15 protein-coding genes are annotated in these 18,921 nt (G+C 71.2%); 10 read left to right on the forward strand and 5 right to left on the reverse strand.

The features are described 5' to 3' along the window. Window positions 1-7 precede the first annotated feature (7 nt). The 3 genes from OG892_RS32575 to OG892_RS32585 all read left to right on the forward strand — a co-directional run bounded on the left by OG892_RS32575 (window position 8) and on the right by OG892_RS32585 (window position 4,747). On the forward strand, window positions 8-1,264 hold the full coding sequence (locus OG892_RS32575; protein ID WP_371630943.1) for an MFS transporter: 1,257 nt from the start codon (window positions 8-10) through the stop codon (window positions 1,262-1,264). Between the two features lie 92 nt (window positions 1,265-1,356). Continuing rightward, window positions 1,357-2,028, forward strand: a complete 672-nt coding sequence (locus OG892_RS32580; protein WP_073735013.1) for a GntR family transcriptional regulator — start codon at window positions 1,357-1,359, stop codon at window positions 2,026-2,028. Window positions 2,029-2,347: 319 nt separating this feature from the next. After that, window positions 2,348-4,747 carry a M9 family metallopeptidase gene (locus tag OG892_RS32585; RefSeq protein ID WP_371630944.1) on the forward strand — a complete coding sequence of 800 codons (2,400 nt, stop codon included), beginning with the start codon at window positions 2,348-2,350 and terminating at the stop codon, window positions 4,745-4,747. 84 nt (window positions 4,748-4,831) lie between these two features. Here the strand turns inward: OG892_RS32585 and OG892_RS32590 are convergent, their stop codons facing one another. Continuing rightward, a complete protein-coding gene (locus OG892_RS32590) occupies window positions 4,832-5,224 on the reverse strand; it encodes a ribonuclease domain-containing protein (protein WP_327339703.1) in 393 nt (130 codons plus the stop codon). Window positions 5,225-5,493: 269 nt separating this feature from the next. Here OG892_RS32590 and OG892_RS32595 point away from each other — a divergent pair, with 269 nt between their 5' ends. After that, window positions 5,494-5,856: an ATP-binding protein gene (locus OG892_RS32595; RefSeq protein ID WP_107421755.1), complete on the forward strand. Its 363-nt coding sequence runs from the start codon at window positions 5,494-5,496 to the stop codon at window positions 5,854-5,856. Window positions 5,857-5,947: 91 nt separating this feature from the next. Here the strand turns inward: OG892_RS32595 and OG892_RS32600 are convergent, their stop codons facing one another. Both OG892_RS32600 and OG892_RS32605 read right to left on the reverse strand, forming a co-directional pair. Further along, window positions 5,948-7,036: a DUF2637 domain-containing protein gene (locus tag OG892_RS32600; RefSeq protein ID WP_328864867.1), complete on the reverse strand. Its 1,089-nt coding sequence runs from the start codon at window positions 7,034-7,036 to the stop codon at window positions 5,948-5,950. A 191-nt stretch (window positions 7,037-7,227) separates the two neighbouring features. After that, entirely contained in the window at window positions 7,228-8,088 is an 861-nt protein-coding gene (locus OG892_RS32605) for a (2Fe-2S)-binding protein (RefSeq protein ID WP_328864866.1), read from the reverse strand. A 145-nt stretch (window positions 8,089-8,233) separates the two neighbouring features. Between OG892_RS32605 and OG892_RS32610 the strand changes: the two genes are divergently transcribed. Next, window positions 8,234-8,992, forward strand: a complete 759-nt coding sequence (locus OG892_RS32610) for a GntR family transcriptional regulator (protein ID WP_073735019.1) — start codon at window positions 8,234-8,236, stop codon at window positions 8,990-8,992. 35 nt (window positions 8,993-9,027) lie between these two features. Here OG892_RS32610 and OG892_RS32615 read toward each other — a convergent pair whose 3' ends face one another. Both OG892_RS32615 and OG892_RS32620 read right to left on the reverse strand, forming a co-directional pair. Further along, a complete protein-coding gene (locus tag OG892_RS32615) occupies window positions 9,028-9,813 on the reverse strand; it encodes a hypothetical protein (protein WP_073735020.1) in 786 nt (261 codons plus the stop codon). Window positions 9,814-10,041: 228 nt separating this feature from the next. Further along, window positions 10,042-11,802: a PucR family transcriptional regulator gene (locus tag OG892_RS32620; protein WP_371630945.1), complete on the reverse strand. Its 1,761-nt coding sequence runs from the start codon at window positions 11,800-11,802 to the stop codon at window positions 10,042-10,044. 256 nt (window positions 11,803-12,058) lie between these two features. Between OG892_RS32620 and OG892_RS32625 the strand changes: the two genes are divergently transcribed. The 5 genes from OG892_RS32625 to OG892_RS32645 all read left to right on the forward strand — a co-directional run bounded on the left by OG892_RS32625 (window position 12,059) and on the right by OG892_RS32645 (window position 18,848). Then, on the forward strand, window positions 12,059-12,949 hold the full coding sequence (locus OG892_RS32625) for a xanthine dehydrogenase family protein subunit M (RefSeq protein WP_073735022.1): 891 nt from the start codon (window positions 12,059-12,061) through the stop codon (window positions 12,947-12,949). Between the two features lie 2 nt (window positions 12,950-12,951). Further along, window positions 12,952-13,545 carry a (2Fe-2S)-binding protein gene (locus OG892_RS32630; RefSeq protein WP_326656953.1) on the forward strand — a complete coding sequence of 198 codons (594 nt, stop codon included), beginning with the start codon at window positions 12,952-12,954 and terminating at the stop codon, window positions 13,543-13,545. Between the two features lie 3 nt (window positions 13,546-13,548). Continuing rightward, a complete protein-coding gene (gene pucD / locus OG892_RS32635; RefSeq protein WP_371630946.1) occupies window positions 13,549-15,933 on the forward strand; it encodes a xanthine dehydrogenase subunit D in 2,385 nt (794 codons plus the stop codon). A 270-nt stretch (window positions 15,934-16,203) separates the two neighbouring features. Then, complete coding sequence (locus OG892_RS32640; protein WP_073735025.1) at window positions 16,204-17,661, forward strand: NCS2 family permease; 1,458 nt, start codon at window positions 16,204-16,206, stop codon at window positions 17,659-17,661. Between the two features lie 35 nt (window positions 17,662-17,696). Further along, window positions 17,697-18,848: an XdhC family protein gene (locus OG892_RS32645; protein ID WP_371630947.1), complete on the forward strand. Its 1,152-nt coding sequence runs from the start codon at window positions 17,697-17,699 to the stop codon at window positions 18,846-18,848. Window positions 18,849-18,921: the final 73 nt, after the last annotated feature.

Raw genomic sequence — 18,921 nt, forward strand, 5'->3', positions numbered from 1 at the left:
GGTCGCCATGACTACCACCCCTACCCGGGCCACCGTCCCGGCAGAGCGCAGACTGCCCGGACAGCGAAGACTGCTGACCGGCCTGATGGCCAACAGCGTCACCCTGTACGCGATCTACGGCGCGGTGCCCGCCGTGCTGCTCGCCAACCTGGTCGCGGACATCGCCCCCGAATCCAAGTCCACCTCGCTCGGTGTGATCAGCGCCGTCGGAGCGGTCGGCGCGATGCTCGCCAACCCGATCTCCGGCGCCCTCTCCGACCGCACCCGCAGCCGTTACGGCCGCCGCGCCCCCTGGATGGCCGGCGGCGCGCTGCTCGGCGGCCTCTCCCTGATCGCCGTCGGCGTCGGCAACAACCTCCTCTGGGTCGCCGTCGCCTGGACGCTCGCCCAGATCTTCCTCAACGGCCTCCAGGCACCGCTCACCGCCGTCATCCCCGACCGGGTCCCCGAGGAACGGCGCGGTCTCTTCTCCTCGGCCGCCGGGCTCGCCCAGATGCTCGGCGCCGTGGTCGGCACCGCCGTGGCCGCCGCCTTCGCCAACGCGCTGGGCCTCGGCTTCGCGGTCTTCGGCGTCCTGATCATCGCGGGCACCGCGGTCTTCGTGCTGCTCAACCGCGAACCGTCCACCGTCGAGGTGCGCCACGAACCGTTCCGCTGGAAGGACTTCCTGCGCGGCTTCTGGATCAGCCCCCGCGCCCACCCCGACTTTGCCTGGGCCTTCCTCGGCCGCTTCCTGCTGATCCTCGGCTACTACGCGGTCTCCTCGTACCAGCTGTACGTCCTCGACGACTACATCGGCCTCACCCGCGACCAGGCCAACGACCTGATGCCGCTGCTCAGCCTCGCCATGCTGCCCGGAATGATCGCGATGATCGTCATCTCCGGCCCCTGGTCGGACCGGGTCGGCCGGCGCAAGCCCTTCGTGATCGCCGCCAGCCTCGGCATGGCCGTCTCGCTGTTCCTCCCGCTGGTGCTGCACAGCGAGGCCTCGATGTTCGGGTACGCGATCCTCACCGGCGCCGCGTTCGGGATGTACATGGCCGTCGACACCGCCCTGATGACCCAGGTGCTGCCCCGGCCCGACGACGCCGCCAAGGACATGGGCGTCCTCAACATCGCCAACGCCCTCCCGCAGGCCCTCGCGCCCGCCGTCGCCGCCGCCGTCATCGCCCTGCTCGGCGGCTACCGCTCGCTGTTCGCCACCGCCATCGTCCTGGTGGTGCTCGGTGCCGTCAGCATCCTCCCGATCCGCGGCGTCCGCTGACACCCCGGACCGATCCGCGTTGATCTCCGCAGACGGCGCTGTGACAACGTGACATTGTATTCTGGCTCTCCGCACGGTGCTGGAGGACAGACATGGCTCGCCTCACGTCGCTCAACGCGATCTCGGCGCAGGAGCATCTGCGCGACCAGGTGGCGCACGCGCTGCGGGCGGCCCTGATCGCCGGTGAGCTGAGGCCGGGCACGATCTACTCGGCTCCGGCGCTCGCCGCCGAGTTCGGGGTCTCCGCGACACCCGTCCGCGAGGCGATGCTCGATCTGGCCCGGGAGGGGCTCGTCGAGGCCGTCCGCAACAAGGGCTTCCGGATCACCGAACTGACCGACCAGGACCTCGACGACTTCACCGAACTCCGGGCCATGATCGAGGTCCCCACCGTCGGCAGGATCGCGCGGATGGGGCTGACGGTGGAGCTGGAGGCGCTGCGCCCCGTCGCGAAGGAGATCGTCGAGGCCGCGCGCCGGCACGACATCCTGGGCTACCTGGAGGCGGACCGCCGCTTCCACCTCGCCCTGCTCGGACTGGCTGGGAACCGCCGGCTGGTGGAGGAGGTCGGCGAACTGCGCAAGCGCTCCCGCCTGTACGGGCTCAACAGGCTGGCCGAGTCGGGTCAGTTGACCGCCTCCGCGGAGGAGCACGTACAGCTGCTGGATCTGGTCATCGCCGGGGACGCCCCTGGCGCCGAGGCCTGCATGCTCGCCCACATGTCCCATGTCCGGTCCCTGTGGGCCGACGGCACGCGGGCCTGACACCGCCGAACCTTCACCGCTCCCTGACGAGCGTCTGACCCGGATACGACACCTCATCCGGGTCCGTCGTCATGTCCGGGCACGTACGCGGTGATCCGCCGCAAGTCGCGCTCTAAGAGCAGAAGTTGGCGCACACACGAATTCGCGCCCAACCGCTTCCTAAGGACATGTGACATGTGCCATTGTACAGGCGGTCGCGATTGAGGTCGTGTTCATGCCAGACGTTCATCCCTGTCCGGCCTTCCCCCCGACCCGACCGCGCTCCATCCCCCACGGCCGCGCAACGTCGCGCGGCCACCACTCCGCTGGGAGGCGGCACGTGAAGAACCGAACGGTTCGTCAGAGATTCACCGGACTGTCCACCGTGGCCCTGGCGGCCTGCCTGGGCGTCGGCATGCTCGCGGCACCGAGCCGGGCCGCAGAGGTCCGCCCCTCCACCGCGGCGACCGCGAGCGCGAAGGCCGCCGCACAGAAGGCCGCGGACCCGGCCGCGCCGGAGCCGGGCGGCCCCGCCGCACAGGCCCTGACCGCGCCCGTCCAGGACGCCGGCCACATAGCCGACAAGGCGCTCAAGCCCGCGGACAGACCGCCCACGACCGCTTCCAAGGACGCGCTCCGGCGCGACTACGACGCCCCGGACACCTCCGCGCCGAGCCACCCCGCCCCCTCGATGAAGGCGAAGGCCCGCGCCGCCGCCAAGTCGGCCGGCACCGGCGCGGCCGCCGCCTGCTCCGTCGCGGACTTCACCAGCCGCACCGGCAGCGCCCTGGTGCAGCAGATCAAGTCATCGACCACCGACTGCGTCAACACCCTGTTCAACGTCAAGGGCAACGACGGCTACCTCGCCTTCCGCGAGGCCCAGATGGTCAGCGTCGCCGACGCGATGCGCGACGGATCGGCCGCCTACCCCGGGGACAGCAGCACGGGCATGCCGCAGCTCGTCCTCTTCCTGCGGGCCGGCTACTACGTCCAGTACTACGACCCCGACACCGTCGGCAGCTACGGCGCCCCGCTGCGCACCGCGATCCAGGGCGCGCTGGACGGCTTCTTCGCCTCCGCGCACGCCGGCGATGTCACGGACGCCAACGGCGAGACCCTGGCAGAGGCCGTCACCCTCATCGACAGCGCGGAGCAGAACGCCCGCTACCTGTACGTCGTCAAGCGGCTGCTCGCCGACTACGACTCCTCGTACGACAGCTCCTGGTACATGCTCAACGCGGTGAACAACGTCTACACCGTGACCTTCCGCGGCCACCAGGTGCCCGAGTTCGTCAGCGCCGTGGAGGCCGACCCGAGCCTCCTCGACTCGCTCGCCGGCTTCGCCCGTGACCATCTGAACCTGCTCGGCACGGACAAGTCGTACCTGACCTCCAACGCCGGTCGCGAGCTCGCGCGCTTCCTCCAGGAGGAGTCGCTGCGGCCCAAGGCCCGCCCGCTGGTCACCGACCTGCTCGGCCGCACCTCGATGACCGGCACCACCGCGCCGCTCTGGGTGGGGCTGGCAGAGATGACCGACTACTACGACGCCGCCAACTGCTCCACCTACGGCACCTGTGACCTGTCGGCCCGCCTCAAGAGCGCCGTCCTGCCGGTCAACTACACGTGCAGCGACAGCATTCGCATCCTGGGCCAGCAGATGTCCTCGGACGATCTCGCGACCGCCTGTACCAGCCTGCGCAACCAGGACGCCTACTTCCACGACGTGGTGCGCGACAAGGGCCCCGTCGCCAACGACCGGAACAGCACCATCGAGGTGGTGGTCTTCGATTCGAGCGCCGACTACCAGACGTACGCCGGAGCCATCTACGGCATCGACACCGACAACGGCGGCATGTACCTCGAAGGCGACCCGGCCGCGGCCGGCAACCAGCCGAGGTTCATCGCCTACGAGGCCGAGTGGGTCCGGCCCGAGTTCCAGATCTGGAACCTCAACCACGAGTACACGCACTACCTCGACGGCCGGTTCGACATGGCCGGTGACTTCGAGGCCGGCATCACGACGCCGACCATCTGGTGGGTCGAGGGCTTCGCGGAGTACGTCTCCTACAGCTACCGCGACGTCACCTACGACGACGCCATCACCCAGGCCGCGGCCCACACCTACACCCTGCGCACCCTGTTCGACTCGACGTACGAGAACGCCGACCAGACCCGCGTCTACAACTGGGGCTATCTGGCCGTCCGCTACATGCTCCAGTCGCACCGCGCCGACGTGGACAAGCTGCTGGGCCTCTACCGTGCCGGCGACTGGGACGGCGCCCGCACCCTGCTCACCTCCACCATCGGCAGCAGCTACGACGCCGACTGGAACAGCTGGCTGACGTCCTGCGCGGCCGGCAGCTGCGGCACCACCACCAACCCGCCCACTGATCCTGGCACCGATCCGGGCGCCGAGTGCGCCGCCGCCGACAGCCGTGAACTCGGCCAGAACTGCGCCCGCGGCGGGCAGCAGGCCACCAAGGGCAACTACTCCTACCTCTACCTCTACGTGCCCGCCGGTACCGCCCGGCTGACGATCACCACGAGCGGTGGCACGGGGGACGCCGACCTCTACTACAACGCCGCCGGCTGGGCCACCAAGGACGCCTACACCACCCGGGCGACCGGCAGCGGGAACGCCCACACCCTGACCGTCGACCATCCCGCAGAGGGCGCCCACTACATCAGCCTGTACGCCGTGCAGGACTTCGGCGGAGTGAAGGTCTCCGCACAGTACTGAGCGGTCTCCGGGCAGCACTGAGCCGGACGAAGTGATCCGCGCCGCAGGTGGGGGACTGCGGCGCGGATCCGACCGGGAGATGGTTCAGCAGGCGAAGTCGACCAGGTCGAACGTCGCGTAGTGGTCGGAGGTGTAGTAGTCCTCCTGGGTCTCCTCACCGGTGACGATCCGGCGCGCTCCACGGGTGGGGGAGCCGGGGGTGATCACGGTGTACTCGTGGTAGTAACCGGTGCTCTGGCCGGGCAGGACGCCTTCACGGTTCTGGAAGACGACGCCGTCCTGGTCGTACGGGAACGGGCCACCCGCGTCGATGAGATCGAGGGTGTCGTGCGCCTGGGAGGGAAGGGCGGAGTAGCAGATGCTGCCGACCGAGGCGGGGGCCGCGGTGGCGGTCGCCGCGACAGGGCCGCCGACGAAGAGGACGGACAGGAGGGCGGCGACGCCGCCGAGCGTGGTGATCCGTGGGGGGATTCGCATACCCACCATGATGACGCGCGTAGATGCTGTCCCGTCAACGCCAACTGCTGTGAATTTTTCGCAAGTTAACCTGAACGGCGGAAGATCCACCCCGCGACACCGGTTCTGCCCGGACTCCGTGGTTCCGCACTCATTGCCGTCCGGGAAAGCGTGGCAGCCCGCGGGTGGGGCATGCATTGCGTGAAGCGCATTCGACGAGAAGGGGGCGATTCACTGTGCGGGCGGGGGAGACGATGGAGCGTCAGGAACTGGGCCGGCTGCATCGCAGACTGTGCAGCGCCGATCTGGCAGCGGTATCCGAAGTGCGGTGTGCCGTACGGGAATTACTGAGGTACCGCTGGAAGGAGGAGCCCGCGCAGGTGGCCGAGCTGCTGCTCAGCGAACTGGTGACCAACGCACTGGTCCACACCGACGAGGGCGCGGTCGTCGCCGTCAGCGTCGCGCCGCGGAAACTGCGGGTGGAGGTCAGGGACTTCGTACCGGGGATGCCCGTGTCGCACGTACCGAACGCCGACGACGGTACGCACGGCAGGGGACTGATCCTGGTGGAGAGCCTCGCGGACGCCTGGGGAATCAGTCCAAAGGCGCTCGGCAAGGTGGTCTGGTTCGAACTGGACGGCGAACGGCCCTGACCATCGGTCGGATCGTCAGGGCCGTTCATCGCCGGCTGTAACGGGAGCCGCCGGCCGCAACCGTGCCGACCCGTCGGCAGACCCGAGCGGGTCAGCCGAACTGCTGCTCCAGGTCCTTCAGTTTCTGCTCCAGCGAATCGAGCCGGGGCAGTGCCTGGGTGTCGTCGTCCTCTGCTGTGAGGTCGACCGCTCTCGGATCAGTCGTGCTCGGATCCGGGGCGTTCCTGGAGCTGGAGCCGGTGACGGCTTGCAGGGATGGCCGGGGTCGCAGGGGCAGCTGACCCGGCTCGGATATGGCGGGCTCCGCGACGGACTGCGCGGAGCCCGTCGAGGCGGTGAGGGCCTGGACGTCCACCTGGGCGCTGCCCCGGCCCACCCGGCCCCAGGCCCGGTTCTGCCGGTTCAGGGCCTTGATCTGGGCCCGGTCCAGCTTCTCCTGGTCCTTTCTGCGGAGACGGTTCTGCTCTTTCTCCCTGCGGTCCTCGCGTACCTCGTCGACCGCCTCGTCCAGGGTGCGTACGCCTTCCAGGAGCATCAGCGACCAGGCGCCGAAGGTCTCCCGGGGCGCGCGCAGCCACCGCACGATCCGGATCTGCGGCAGCGGACGGGGCACCAGGCCCTGCTCGCGCAGCGCGGCGACCCGGGTCTGCTTCAGCGCCCGGTCGAAGAGCACGGCCGCCGAGAGCGACATCCCGGCGAAGAAGTGCGGGGCGCCCGCGTGGTCCAGGCCGCGCGGTGCGTGCACCCAGTTGAACCACGCGGCAGCGCCCGCGAAGGTCCACACCAGCAGCCGGGAGCCGAGCGCCGCGTCGCCGTGGCTGGCCTCCCGTACGGCGAGCACGGAGCAGAACATCGCGGCCCCGTCGAGGCCGAAGGGCACCAGGTACTCCCAGCCCCCGGCGAGGCCGAGGTTCTGCCGGCCGAAGCCGACGAGCCCGTGGAAGGAGAGAGCGGCGGCGACCGCCGCGCAGCAGAACAGCAGAACGTACGAAGCCGTGGCGTAGAGCGCTTCCTTGCGTCTGCGGCGGTCCTCGCTGCGTTCCCAGGTGTCGTCGGCCGCGGATGTGTCAGCGGCGCGCTTGCCGCGTGCGACCACCGCCACCGCCACCGCCGCCATGACCCCCGCGAGCAGCACGGCGCCCGGAAGCAGCCAGTTGAGCGATATGTCGGTCAGTCTCATGCGCGGTCCCTTGCGTCACGTAGGGCGTTTCGGGCGCCATCGTGGCGGAGATTCCCTCAAGTCCTGGCGGTTTCGGGGCAAGTGAACGCCAATGGGGTGGCTGAGCCGTTGGATTTCCGCGATCTGGTCGAACGCCCCTCAGTGGCAGGGCAGTTGCGTTCGATTTACGTCACCCTTGCGGGCGGTGTGGATCAGGGAGCGGGTGTCAGCTTCCGGATTCGGTCCGCATCGCAGGTGCGCGGGCAGGTGACGCAGGTGTCCTCGGGCCGCAGCGTGTAGAAGAGGCAGCAGCTCGCCCGGTCCCGGGTGGGCAGTGACTCGCCGTCCGGGCCGGTCAGTTCGCGGAAGCCCGCCGTGCCGACGTACGGCTTCGTGGTGCCCGGCAGGAGGGCCTCCAGCTCGGCCATCGCGCGCCGCTCCTCGCCCAGGAGATGGGCGATGTACCAGAGGCCCTCGACGACCTCGTCGGTCGCCATGCCCCACAGGGCCCGCTTTCCGCGCCGCATCCTCGGCCCGAACCCGTCGAGCACCGGCCCGAGGTGCTCGGCCACGGAGGCGAGGACCTCGGCGCGCAGCGCGGCCTCGTCCGCCACCACCCGGGCGCCCGGCAGTGCCGCCGCCGGGTCGTCGGGCAGGCAGGCGAACTCCCGTACCCGGAGGGTCAGATGGCCCGACGCCCGCTGGAAGGCGACGTCCTCGACCGGGATCCTCGGCACCCGCCGGTACAGGAACCACGGCACCGTCACCAGCAGACAGGCGGGCCAGGCGTAGCGGTGCAGCCCGAAGCTGGCGACCACGTCGGGCCGGGCCTGCTGTCCGTAGTCCCGCAGGACCTGCGCGTTGTCCCAGGCGAGGAAGGTGTCCAGCGCGCCGCCACCGGCCGCCAGCTCGTGCGCGCCCACCCAGCCGACGCCGCCCGGGGCGGACTCGCCGTCCGTGAGCACCTCGGCGCGGAGCCCCGGGAAGACCTCGGCCAGACGCGCGTAGGCCTCGGTCACGGCCGAGGACGCCGCTGCGGGGAGCGGGGCGGGGAGCAGGGCGGGGAGGGGCATGCGCGGACCACCGTATCGCGATCGTTTAGAGGTAAGCCTTACCTTACCCGACCTGATCGATGTTTGAACTGTGGCCTCCTCCGCCTATCGTGCACAAGGGACACGGCACGGGCGAGCCGTGCCCGGCAGGTCCGAGGAGGCAGCCGTGGAGCAGGGCAGAGGGTGCGAGGAGGTGCGGCCGCCTTACGCGTCAGTCGCGTCCGTGACCGCCCACTCGTCCGTCCGGGTCCCCGAACAGGCCCGCGGCGAGCACACCCACGGCGAGCCGCCCCCGCCCCGGCCCGTGGTGCGGCACTCCGTGCGCGGCCAGATCCTGGAAGCCCTGCGCGCCGCCCTCGTCGACGGCGAACTGATCCCCGGGCAGGTCTACTCCGCCCCGGCGCTGGGCGCCCGCTTCGGGGTCTCCGCCACCCCGGTGCGCGAGGCGATGCAGCAGCTGGCCGGCGAAGGGGCCGTCGAGGTGGTGCCCAACCGAGGCTTCCGGGTCTCCGAGCGCGGCCCGCGCGAGCTGGCCGAGCTGGCGGAGGTACGAGCGCTCATCGAGGTGCCCGTCATGCTGCGGCTCGCCCGCAGCGTGCCGCCGGCGGGCTGGTGCGCCCTGCGCCCGCTGGCCGACGCCACCGTGGCGGCGGCGGCCGTCGGCGACCGCGCCAGTTACGCGGAGGCCGACCGGGCCTTCCACGGAGCGGTGCTCGCCCTCTCCGGCAACGCCCAGCTCGTCGCGGTGGCCGACGAACTGCACCGCCGCTCCCAGTGGCCCCTGGAGACCAACCCGCCCGCCCGCCGCGCCGACCTGCTGGCGGACGCCTCTGAGCACACCGCGCTCCTGGACGCGCTGATCGCCCAGGACGTGGTGGTCGTGCAGTCGCTGGTACGGGAGCACTTCGCCGGCTCCGGGGGCTGAGTCCGGCTGTCACGGCCGGGCCCCCGGACACGGCCTCAGTTCGCCTCCGCGGTCTCCGGTCCGGGCGGGTCGATGTGCGGGGCCAGCCAGGTCGGTACCCCGCCGAGCAGCCGGAAGAGCCTGCCCGCCTCGGCGCGCAGCCTGGTCGCCGCCTCCGGCTCCGGTTCCGCGTCCGCCATCGCGATGAGCGCCGGGGCCGTACCGACGAGATAGCCCAGCTCCTCCCTTATCCGCAGGGACTCCGCGAAGCCGTGCCTGGCCTCCGCCAGCTCCCCCTCGCGCAGCGCGATCAGGGCGAGATGGCGCCAGGTGGAGGAGAGCAGCAGCTCGTCGCCCTGCGCGGTGGCACCGGCATGGGCCCTGCGGTACGCGGCGCGCGCGGCCTGCGGCGAATCGGCGATGTTCTGCGCGATCAGGCCCCGCCGGAAGTCCAGCAACGGGCGGCCCGCGGCGGCCGGGGACAGCAGCGCCGCGGCCCGGCTCAGCGCCACCCGGGCCTCGTCGGCCCGGTCCCGCACGCCGAGCAGCGTCGAGGCGTACGCGAGGTGCCCGCGCTCGCAGGCGGCGGCTCCGCGCTCGGCGTCGTCGTGGGCCAGGGCCTCGGCGGTGCGCAGCGCGTCCTCGGCCTCGGTCCAGCCCTGCCCCGCGTACAGACACCGTTCGGTCAGCAGGGCCGTCCGCTGGAGCGCCGCGGCCGGATCGGTGGCGGCGTCGTGTTCGAGCAGTGCCGCGGCGTCCGTCCAGCAGGCGCGTGACCGCAACCGCCATACGGCTGTCTGGAGCGGCGGATCGTCATCTGCTGTCGTTCCGGAACCAGACATGGCGGTATACGCCACATTGCCCTCCCCGAGCGCACCATTGAGCTGTGGAGAACGTCCGGCCATTGGGGGGCGGCGTCGCACCCCCCAAGGGCCGGATGCTCTGAGTCTGGCCGCATCACAGCACGGAAAGGCACGCCGGGCCAAGAGGTCGAGGCAATGTCAGGTGAAACTTTTCACAATCGACGGAGGGCCAAGGAAGCCGCCGGGGCACGCGGGAACCCCGGGGAATCAGCTCATACGCAGGGCCAGGAAGAAATCGAGCTTGTCCTCCAGGCGCGAGAGATCGCGCCCCGTCAACTGCTCGATTCGCCCGATCCGGTAGCGCAGCGTGTTGACGTGCAGGTGCAGCCGGGCCGCGCACCGGGTCCACGAACCGTCGCAGTCCAGGAACGACTCCAGGGTCGGGATCAGCTCGGCGCGGTGCCGCCGGTCGTAGTCCCGCAACGGGTCGAGCAGCCGTGCGGTGAACGCGCGGCGCACATCGTCCGGGACGAACGGCAGCAGCAGCACGTGCGAAGCCAGCTCGTGGTGGCCGGCCGCGCAGACCCGCCCCGGACGGGCCGCCGCCACCCGGCGGGCGTGCCTGGCCTCCTCCAGCGCACCGCGCAGCCCCTCGGGCGAGTGCACGGAGGCGCTGACGCCCAGGGTCAGCCTGCCGTCGTCGGCCAGCCCCGCGGCGAGCGGTGCGCGGACGGCGGCGAGCAGGACGTCGGCGTGCAGCGCGGGGTCCTCCGCGGAGTGCTCGGGGGAGTCGGAGGAGGACGCGTCCGCGCCGGCTGTGCTGTCCACGTCGGCCGTGTCGCCCGCGTCCGGCAGGGCGACGGCGGGCAGCGGCACCAGCGCGACGGCCTCGTCGCCGGAGTGCGCGACCGCGATCCGGTCCGCGGAGTCGGGCCCGGTCACGGCCGGATCGACGAGGATCTCCTCCAGCAGGGCCTGGGCGACCGGGCCGCCCGCCACACCGGAACCGGCGGAGCCGGGCGCGCCCTGCTCGTCCCAGTCGACCCGGGCCACCACCACCTGCCAGTACGGCGCGGATCCGAGGCCGGGCAGCAGGACCGGAGCGGCCACCCGCAGCCTGGCCGCGATCTCGGCGGGCGGGGCACCGGCCTGGACCAGTTCGAGGACCTCCTGGGCGAGCCGGCGGCGCACCGTACGGGCCGCGTCCCGCCGGTCCCGCTCGACGGCGATCAGCTGGGTGACGCCCTGGAGCAGGTCGAGCCGGGCGGCCGGCCAGTCGCTCGCGTCGGCCTCGACGGCGAGCAGCCAGTCGGAGAGCACCGACTCGCGCACATCGCGGGAGGCCGGCCCGGCGCCCCTGCCGGTGTTCCGGATCGGGAAGAGCGAATACGCCACCCCGCCGATCGCCGCCCGGTAGGGGGCGCGGCGGCCGGTGCGGACCGCGGCCAGGTGGAGGCCGGCCAGCTCGGCGCCGGCCGGGCCGGACAGCGGGGCACCGGCGCCCGCGATCTGCCGGCCGGTGGGCGAGAGCACCCAGGCCTGGAGGTCGAGGTCGGAGCCGAGTAGGTCGAGGACCACCTCGGGGCCGCCGCCCGCCGGTCCCGAGGTCATCAGCCGACGGTGCCGGTCGACGACCGCCGCCAGGTCCCCGGCGCGCTCGCCGGACACCTGGCGGACCACGTACTCGGTGATCGTTGCGAACGCGACGGTCTCGTTGACGGCGAAGAGTGGCAGCCGGTGCCGCAGACAGGCCTCGACCAGATCGTCCGGGATGTCGCCGAGCTCCGCCTCGCCCGCCGCGAGCCCGGCGACCCCGGCGCCCGCCAGGATCCGCACGAAGGGCTCCGAGTCCGCCGCGCCCCGGTGCCAGGCCAGACCCGTCAGCACCAGCTCGCCGCCCGTCAGGTAGCGGCTGGGGTCCCGCAGGTCGGTGGTCATCACGCCCCGGACCGAACGGTCCAGCTCGTCGTCGCCGCCGAGCAGCCGCAGGCCCAGCGCGTCGGTGTCCAGCAGTGCGCGCAGCCGCATCTCGTCGCCGCCGATCTCATTCGTTGGTACGGGTGAAAACTGGGTGTTGCGGTGAGGTCACAGAGACCCGTCATTCGTTCGAATCTACAAGACGAGGACGAGGACCAGCCAACTCCTTCATGGTTTCGGTGACTGCACCAGTTGGAGCAGGGCTTGTGTACTGGGCCACACACCGCGTTAACAAGACATGAACAAGTCGAGGGCCGGCCGTCCCCAGCCCCCAGCGAACGACCGATTGAGAAGAAGAGAGCCACTCATGGACTTCCTTCGCCCCGCCAGCTGGGAGGAGGCGCTCGCCGCCAAGGCCGAGCACCCCACGGCTGTGCCCATCGCGGGCGGCACCGATGTGATGGTCGAGATCAACTTCGACCACCGGCGGCCCGAGTACCTCCTGGACCTGAACCGCATCGGTGAGCTGTCCGAGTGGGAGGTGGGCCAGGAGAGCGTACGGCTCGGTGCCTCGGTCCCGTACAGCGCCATCATGGAGCACCTGCGGGCCGAGCTGCCGGGACTGGCGCTCGCCTCGCACACCGTCGCCTCGCCGCAGATCCGCAACCGCGGCGGCGTCGGCGGCAACCTGGGCACCGCCTCGCCCGCAGGGGACGCGCACCCGGCGCTGCTCGCCGCGGGCGCCGAGGTGGAGGCCGAGTCCGTCCGCGGCACCCGGCTGATCCCCATCGACGCCTTCTACACCGGCGTCAAGCGCAACGCACTCGAACCGGACGAGCTGATCCGGGCCGTGCACATCAAGAAGGCCGACGGGCCCCAGCAGTACTCCAAGGTCGGCACCCGCAACGCGATGGTCATCGCCGTCTGCGCCTTCGGCCTGGCCCTGCACCCCGAGACCCGCACGGTCCGCACCGGCATCGGCTCCGCCGCCCCGACACCCGTACGGGCCAAGGAGGCCGAGGAATTCCTGAACGCCGCTCTCGAGGAGGGCGGGTTCTGGGAGAGCCGCACGATCATCACGCCGTCCATCGCCAAGCAGTTCGCCACGCTCGCCGCGGCCGCCTGCAACCCGATCGACGACGTGCGCGGCACCGCGAGCTATCGCAGGCACGCGGTCGGGATCATGGCCCGCCGGACCCTCGGCTGGACCTGGGAGTCGTACCGCGGCAACGGCCGCAGCACCGAAGGAGCTGCCTGATCATGCGCGTCAATTTCACGGTCAACGGCCGCAGGCACGAGGCCGACGACGTCTGGGAGGGCGAGTCCCTCCTCTACGTGCTGCGTGAGCGGATGGGCCTGCCCGGTTCCAAGAACGCCTGCGAGCAGGGCGAGTGCGGTTCCTGCACCGTCCGCCTCGACGGGGTCCCGGTCTGCTCCTGCCTGGTCGCCGCCGGCCAGGTCGAGGGCCGCGAGGTCGTCACCGTAGAAGGCCTCGCCGACTTCGCCGCCCACCGCTCCGAGGCCCACCCCGGCACCGGCTGCGCCTCGGGCGCCTGCGGCACCACGGTCGACCAGGCACAGCGCTGGAAGGCCAAGCCGACCGGTGAGGAGACCCGCGACACCGGGGAGCTCTCGCCGATCCAGCAGGCGTTCATCGACGCCGGAGCCGTCCAGTGCGGCTTCTGCACCCCCGGCCTGCTGGTCGCCGCCGACGAACTGCTGGAGCGCACCCCGGAGCCCTCCGACGCGGACATCCGCGAGGCGCTCTCCGGCAACCTCTGCCGCTGCACCGGCTACGAGAAGATCCTCGACGCGGTCCGCCTGGCGGCCGCCCGAGCGGAAGAGACGGTCTAGACGATGGGCGTTACCGGTTCCCCCACCAACATCAACCAGGGCACCCGCACCAAGGGCGGCATCGGCGAGTCCACGCTGCGCCCCGACGGCATCCTGAAGGTCACCGGCGAGTTCGCGTACTCCTCCGACATGTGGCACGAGGACATGCTCTGGGGACACACCCTGCGCTCCACCGTCGCGCACGCCGAGATCGTCTCGATCGACATCTCGGAGGCGCTCGCCACCTCCGGCGTCTACTCCGTGCTCACCTACGACGACCTGCCGACCGAGGTGAAGAACTACGGCCTGGAGATCCAGGACACCCCCGTCCTCGCCCACGGCCGGGTCCGCCACCACGGCGAGCCCGTCGCACTCGTCGCCGCCGACCACCCGGAGACGGCCCGCCGGGCCGCCGCGAAGATCAAGATCGACTACCGCGAGCTGCCGGTCGTCACCGACGAGGCCTCCGCGACCGCACCCGACGCGCCACTCCTCCACGAGGGCCGCGACGACCACCACATCGGGCACGTACCGCACCCCAACATCGTCCACCGCCAGCCGATCGTCCGCGGCGACGCGGAGGCGGCCAAGGCCCGCGCCGACGTGGTGGTCAGCGGCGAGTACGTCTTCGGCATGCAGGACCAGGCCTTCCTCGGCCCCGAGTCCGGTCTCGCGGTGCCGTCCGAGGACGGCGGCGTGGACCTGTACGTCGCCACCCAGTGGCTGCACTCCGACCTCCGCCAGATCGCCCCCGTCCTCGGCCTGCCCGAGGACAAGGTCCGCATGACGCTCTCCGGCGTCGGCGGCGCCTTCGGCGGACGCGAGGACCTGTCGATGCAGATCCACGCCTGCCTGCTGGCGCTGCGCACCGGCAAGCCGGTCAAGATCGTCTACAACCGCTTCGAGTCCTTCTTCGGACACGTCCACCGCCACCCCGCCAAGCTCTGGTACGAGCACGGCGCGACCCGTGACGGCAAGCTCACCCACATGAAGTGCCGCATCGTGCTGGACGGCGGCGCCTACGCCTCCGCCTCCCCGGCCGTCGTCGGCAACGCCTCCTCGCTGGCCGTCGGCCCGTACGTCATCGAGGACGTCGACATCGAGGCGCTGGCCCTCTACACCAACAACCCGCCCTGCGGCGCGATGCGCGGCTTCGGAGCCGTCCAGGCCTGCTTCGCCTACGAGGCGCAGATGGACAAGGTCGCCGCCGAACTGGGCATGGACCCCGTCGAGTTCAGGCAGCTCAACGCCATGGAGCAGGGCGCCCTGCTGCCGACCGGCCAGGTGGTCGACTCGCCCGCCCCGGTCGCCGAGCTGCTGCGCCGGGTCAAGGCCAGGCCGCTGCCGCCGGAGCGCCAGTGGGAGAGCGCCGGCGAGCAGGCCGACGTCCGCGCACTGCCCGGCGGACTCTCCAACACCACCCACGGAGAAGGCGTCGTACGCGGCGTCGGCTACGCGGTCGGGCTGAAGAACGTCGGCTTCTCCGAGGGCTTCGACGACTACTCCACCGCCCGGGTGCGCATGGAGGTCATTGGCGGCGAACCCGTCGCGACCGTGCACACCGCCATGGCGGAGGTCGGTCAGGGCGGTGTCACCGTGCACGCCCAGATCGCCCGTACCGAACTCGGCGTCTCACAGGTCACCATCCACCCGGCCGACACCCGGGTCGGCTCGGCAGGCTCCACCTCCGCCTCCCGGCAGACCTACGTCACCGGCGGCGCCGTGAAGAACTCCTGCGAGGCCGTACGGGAACAGGTACTGGAGCTCGGCCGCCGCAAGTTCGGCACGTACCACCCCGCCTGGGCCACCGCCGAACTCCTCCTGGAGGGCGGCAAGGTGGTCACCGACGGCGGTGAGGTGCTGGCCGATCTGGCCGACGTACTGGAGGAAGAGGCGGTCGACGTCGAGCTGGAGTGGCGCCACCGGCCCACCGAGGCCTTCGACCTGCACACCGGTCAGGGCAACGGCCACGTCCAGTACTCCTTCGCCGCGCACCGCGCGGTCGTCGAGGTCGACACCGAACTCGGCCTGGTGAAGGTCATCGAACTGGCCTGCGCCCAGGACGTCGGCAAGGCGCTCAACCCGCTCTCCGTCCTCGGACAGATCCAGGGCGGCACCCTCCAGGGCATGGGCATCGCCGTCATGGAGGAGATCATCGTCGACCCGAAGACCGCGAAGGTACGCAACCCCTCCTTCACGGACTACCTCCTGCCCACCATCCTCGACACCCCGACCATCCCGGTCGATGTGCTCGAACTCGCCGACGAACACGCCCCGTACGGGCTCCGTGGCATCGGCGAGGCCCCCACCCTGTCGTCCACCCCGGCCGTCCTCGCGGCGATCCGGAACGCGACGGGACTGGAGCTCAACCGGACGCCGGTACGCCCCGAGCACCTCACCGGCAGCTGATCCAGAGCTCCTCCTCAAGCTCTCCGGGCGGTGCGCGCCTCCAGGGAACGTCACACTTCCTCCGCCCGCACCGCCCGGAGGACCCAAGCTCCGCACCGCTCGCGGCTCTTGACCGGAACCACCGGAAGACAGCAGTACCCGTACATCCACTCTGCATGAACAGTTCGTCTCGGGCCGTCCCCCGGGTCGTGCCGCCCGCGCAGTCATCCCAAATCCCGCATCTTGATTCTCCATCGCGGGTGCCCCTGTGAACCTTGGGAGTCAGGCATCATGACCCAGCAGTCAGTGGAGCCCACGACCACCGCGGAGGAAGCGGGCCCCGGCTCGCGCGTCCCCGCCGGCAGATCATGGCTCGACCGGTACTTTCACATATCCGAGCGCGGATCGACCGTCGCACGCGAAGTGCGCGGCGGTGTCACGACCTTCATGGCCATGGCATACATCCTGCTGCTCAATCCACTCATCCTCGGCGGCAAGGATGTGGACGGCAACATCCTCAGCCAGCCGGGACTGATCACCGCGACCGCGCTCGCGGCGGCGGCGACCACCCTGCTGATGGGGTTCGTCGGCAAGGTGCCCCTCGCGCTCGCCGCGGGGCTCAGCGTCTCCGGTGTCCTGTCCTCGCAGGTCGCCCCCGAGATGTCCTGGCCGCAGGCCATGGGCATGTGCGTGATGTACGGCCTGGTGATCTGCCTCCTGGTGGTCACCGGTCTGCGTGAGCTGATCATGAACGCGATCCCGCTCGCGCTGAAGCACGGCATCACCATGGGAATCGGCCTGTTCATCGCGCTCATCGGCCTCTACAAGGCCGGATTCGTGGGCAAGGGCACCGGCACCCCGGTGACCCTCGGCCCGGCCGGTGAACTCGCCGGCTGGCCCGTCCTCATCTTCGCGGTGACGCTGCTGCTCATCTTCATGCTCCAGGCCCGCAACATCCCCGGCGCGATCCTCATCGGCATCGTCGTCGGCACCGTGGTCGCCATCGTGATCAACAAGCTCGCCGATGTCGACCCGAAGATCTGGAGCAGCGGCCCGCCCGAGCTCAAGGGCTCCGCGGTCTCCAACCCGGACTTCTCGCTCTTCGGGGACGTCCAGTTCGGCGGCTGGGGCGACGTCGGCGCGATGACCGTCGGCTTCATCGTCTTCACCCTCGTGCTGGCCGGCTTCTTCGACGCGATGGCCACCATCATCGGTGTCGGTACGGAGGCGAAGCTGGCCGACGACAAGGGCCGCATGCCGGGCCTGTCCAAGGCGCTGTTCATCGACGGCGCGGGCGGTGCGATCGGCGGCGTCGCCGGCGGCTCCGGGCAGACGGTCTTCGTGGAGTCCGCGACCGGGGTCGGGGAAGGTGCCCGTACCGGGCTCGCCTCCGTCGTCACCGGCCTCTTCTTCGCGGCCTGTCTCTTCTTCACCCCGCTCACGGCGATCGTGCCGGCCGAGGTGGCCTCCGCCGCCCTGGTCGTCATCGGCGCCATGATGATGCAGAACGCCCGCCACGTGGACTGGAGCGACCGCGCCGTCGCCATCCCGGTCTTCCTGACCGTGGTCCTGATGCCGTTCACGTACACCATCACCACCGGTGTGGCGGCAGGTGTCATCTCCTGGGTCGCGATCAAGGTCGCCCAGGGCCGGGCTCGCGAGGTCGGTGCCTTCATGTGGGGGCTGACGGTGATCTTCATCGTCTACTTCGCGCTCCATCCGCTCGAAAGCTGGCTGGGCGTCAGCTGACGCCCTCCCTTCACACATCCGTCAAGGAGACCGAGATGCTGGACATCGCCGAGGAGCTCGACCGATGGGCCGGGCAGGGACGCGAATTCGCGGTGGCCACCGTGGTGGCCGTCGGGGGCAGCGCGCCGAGGCAGCCGGGCGCCGCACTGGCCGTCGACCGCGACGGCACGGTGATCGGCTCCGTCTCCGGCGGATGTGTGGAGGGCGCGGTGTACGAACTGTGCCAACAGGCCCTCGAAGACGGCATAACCGTCCGGGAGCGGTTCGGCTACAGCGACGAGGACGCCTTCGCGGTCGGCCTGACCTGCGGCGGCATCATCGACATCCTGGTGACACCGGTCCGGGCCGGCGACCCGGCCCGCCCGGTGTACGCCGCCGCGCTCGCCGCGGCCGCCCGGGGGGAGGCGGCCGGGATCGCCCGGGTCACCGAGGGGCCCGCCGAACTCCTCGGCAGGCCCCTGCTGGTCCGGCCGGACGGCGCCCACGAGGGCGGGCTCGGGGGACACCCCGAGCTCGACCGCACCGTCGCGGCCGAGGCCCGCGCGATGCTGGACGCGGGCCGCACCGGCTCCGTCACCCTCGGCGCCGACGGCTCGCTCTGCGGGCAGCCCCTCACGCTGCTCGTCGAGTCCAGCGTCCCGCCGCCCCGGATGATCGTGTTCGGGGCCATCGACTTCGCCGCCGCGCTGGTGCGGGCCGGGAAGTTCCTCGGTTACCACGTCACGGTGTGCGACGCCCGCCCCGTCTTCGCCACGAAGGCCAGGTTCCCGGAGGCGGACGAGCTGGTCATCGAGTGGCCGCACCGCTATCTGGCCAGGACCACCGTCGACGCCCGCACCGTCCTGTGCGTGCTCACCCATGACGCCAAGTTCGATGTCCCGCTGCTGGAGGCGGCGTTGAAGCTGCCGGCCGCGTACGTCGGAGCGATGGGCTCGCGCCGCACCCATCTTGAGCGCAACGAACGGCTGCGCGAGGCCGGGGTCACCGAACTCGAACTGGCCCGGCTGCGTTCGCCGATCGGGCTCGACCTGGGCGCCCGGACGCCCGAGGAGACCGCCCTGTCGATCGCCGCGGAGATCGTCGCCGACCGGCGCGGCGGCACCGGCGTACCGCTGACCGGCGCCCATACCCCGATCCACCACAGCGCAACCGCGCCGCCCGCCGGGCGGATGGTCTCCGTGGCCTGATCAGGCCCTCTCAAGCGCCCGCGCCGAGGGGCGGGTTGCCGCCACGGCACATTCACGCCAGGGGTGAACCTCA

This window comes from Streptomyces sp. NBC_00341, assembly GCF_041435055.1.
GTDB lineage: Bacteria > Actinomycetota > Actinomycetes > Streptomycetales > Streptomycetaceae > Streptomyces.

What these genes read in the sequence shown, in the direction of transcription:
- OG892_RS32575 (WP_371630943.1), top strand. Translation starts at nt 8, where the DNA reads ATGACTACCACCCCTACCCGGGCCACCGTCCCGGCAGAGCGCAGACTG.
- OG892_RS32580 (WP_073735013.1), top strand. Translation starts at nt 1,357, where the DNA reads ATGGCTCGCCTCACGTCGCTCAACGCGATCTCGGCGCAGGAGCATCTG.
- OG892_RS32590 (WP_327339703.1), bottom strand. Translation starts at nt 5,224, where the DNA reads ATGCGAATCCCCCCACGGATCACCACGCTCGGCGGCGTCGCCGCCCTC.
- OG892_RS32600 (WP_328864867.1), bottom strand. Translation starts at nt 7,036, where the DNA reads ATGAGACTGACCGACATATCGCTCAACTGGCTGCTTCCGGGCGCCGTG.
- OG892_RS32605 (WP_328864866.1), bottom strand. Translation starts at nt 8,088, where the DNA reads ATGCCCCTCCCCGCCCTGCTCCCCGCCCCGCTCCCCGCAGCGGCGTCC.
- OG892_RS32615 (WP_073735020.1), bottom strand. Translation starts at nt 9,813, where the DNA reads ATGTCTGGTTCCGGAACGACAGCAGATGACGATCCGCCGCTCCAGACA.
- OG892_RS32620 (WP_371630945.1), bottom strand. Translation starts at nt 11,802, where the DNA reads ATGCGGCTGCGCGCACTGCTGGACACCGACGCGCTGGGCCTGCGGCTG.
- OG892_RS32625 (WP_073735022.1), top strand. Translation starts at nt 12,059, where the DNA reads ATGGACTTCCTTCGCCCCGCCAGCTGGGAGGAGGCGCTCGCCGCCAAG.
- OG892_RS32630 (WP_326656953.1), top strand. Translation starts at nt 12,952, where the DNA reads ATGCGCGTCAATTTCACGGTCAACGGCCGCAGGCACGAGGCCGACGAC.
- pucD (WP_371630946.1), top strand. Translation starts at nt 13,549, where the DNA reads ATGGGCGTTACCGGTTCCCCCACCAACATCAACCAGGGCACCCGCACC.
- OG892_RS32640 (WP_073735025.1), top strand. Translation starts at nt 16,204, where the DNA reads ATGACCCAGCAGTCAGTGGAGCCCACGACCACCGCGGAGGAAGCGGGC.
- OG892_RS32645 (WP_371630947.1), top strand. Translation starts at nt 17,697, where the DNA reads ATGCTGGACATCGCCGAGGAGCTCGACCGATGGGCCGGGCAGGGACGC.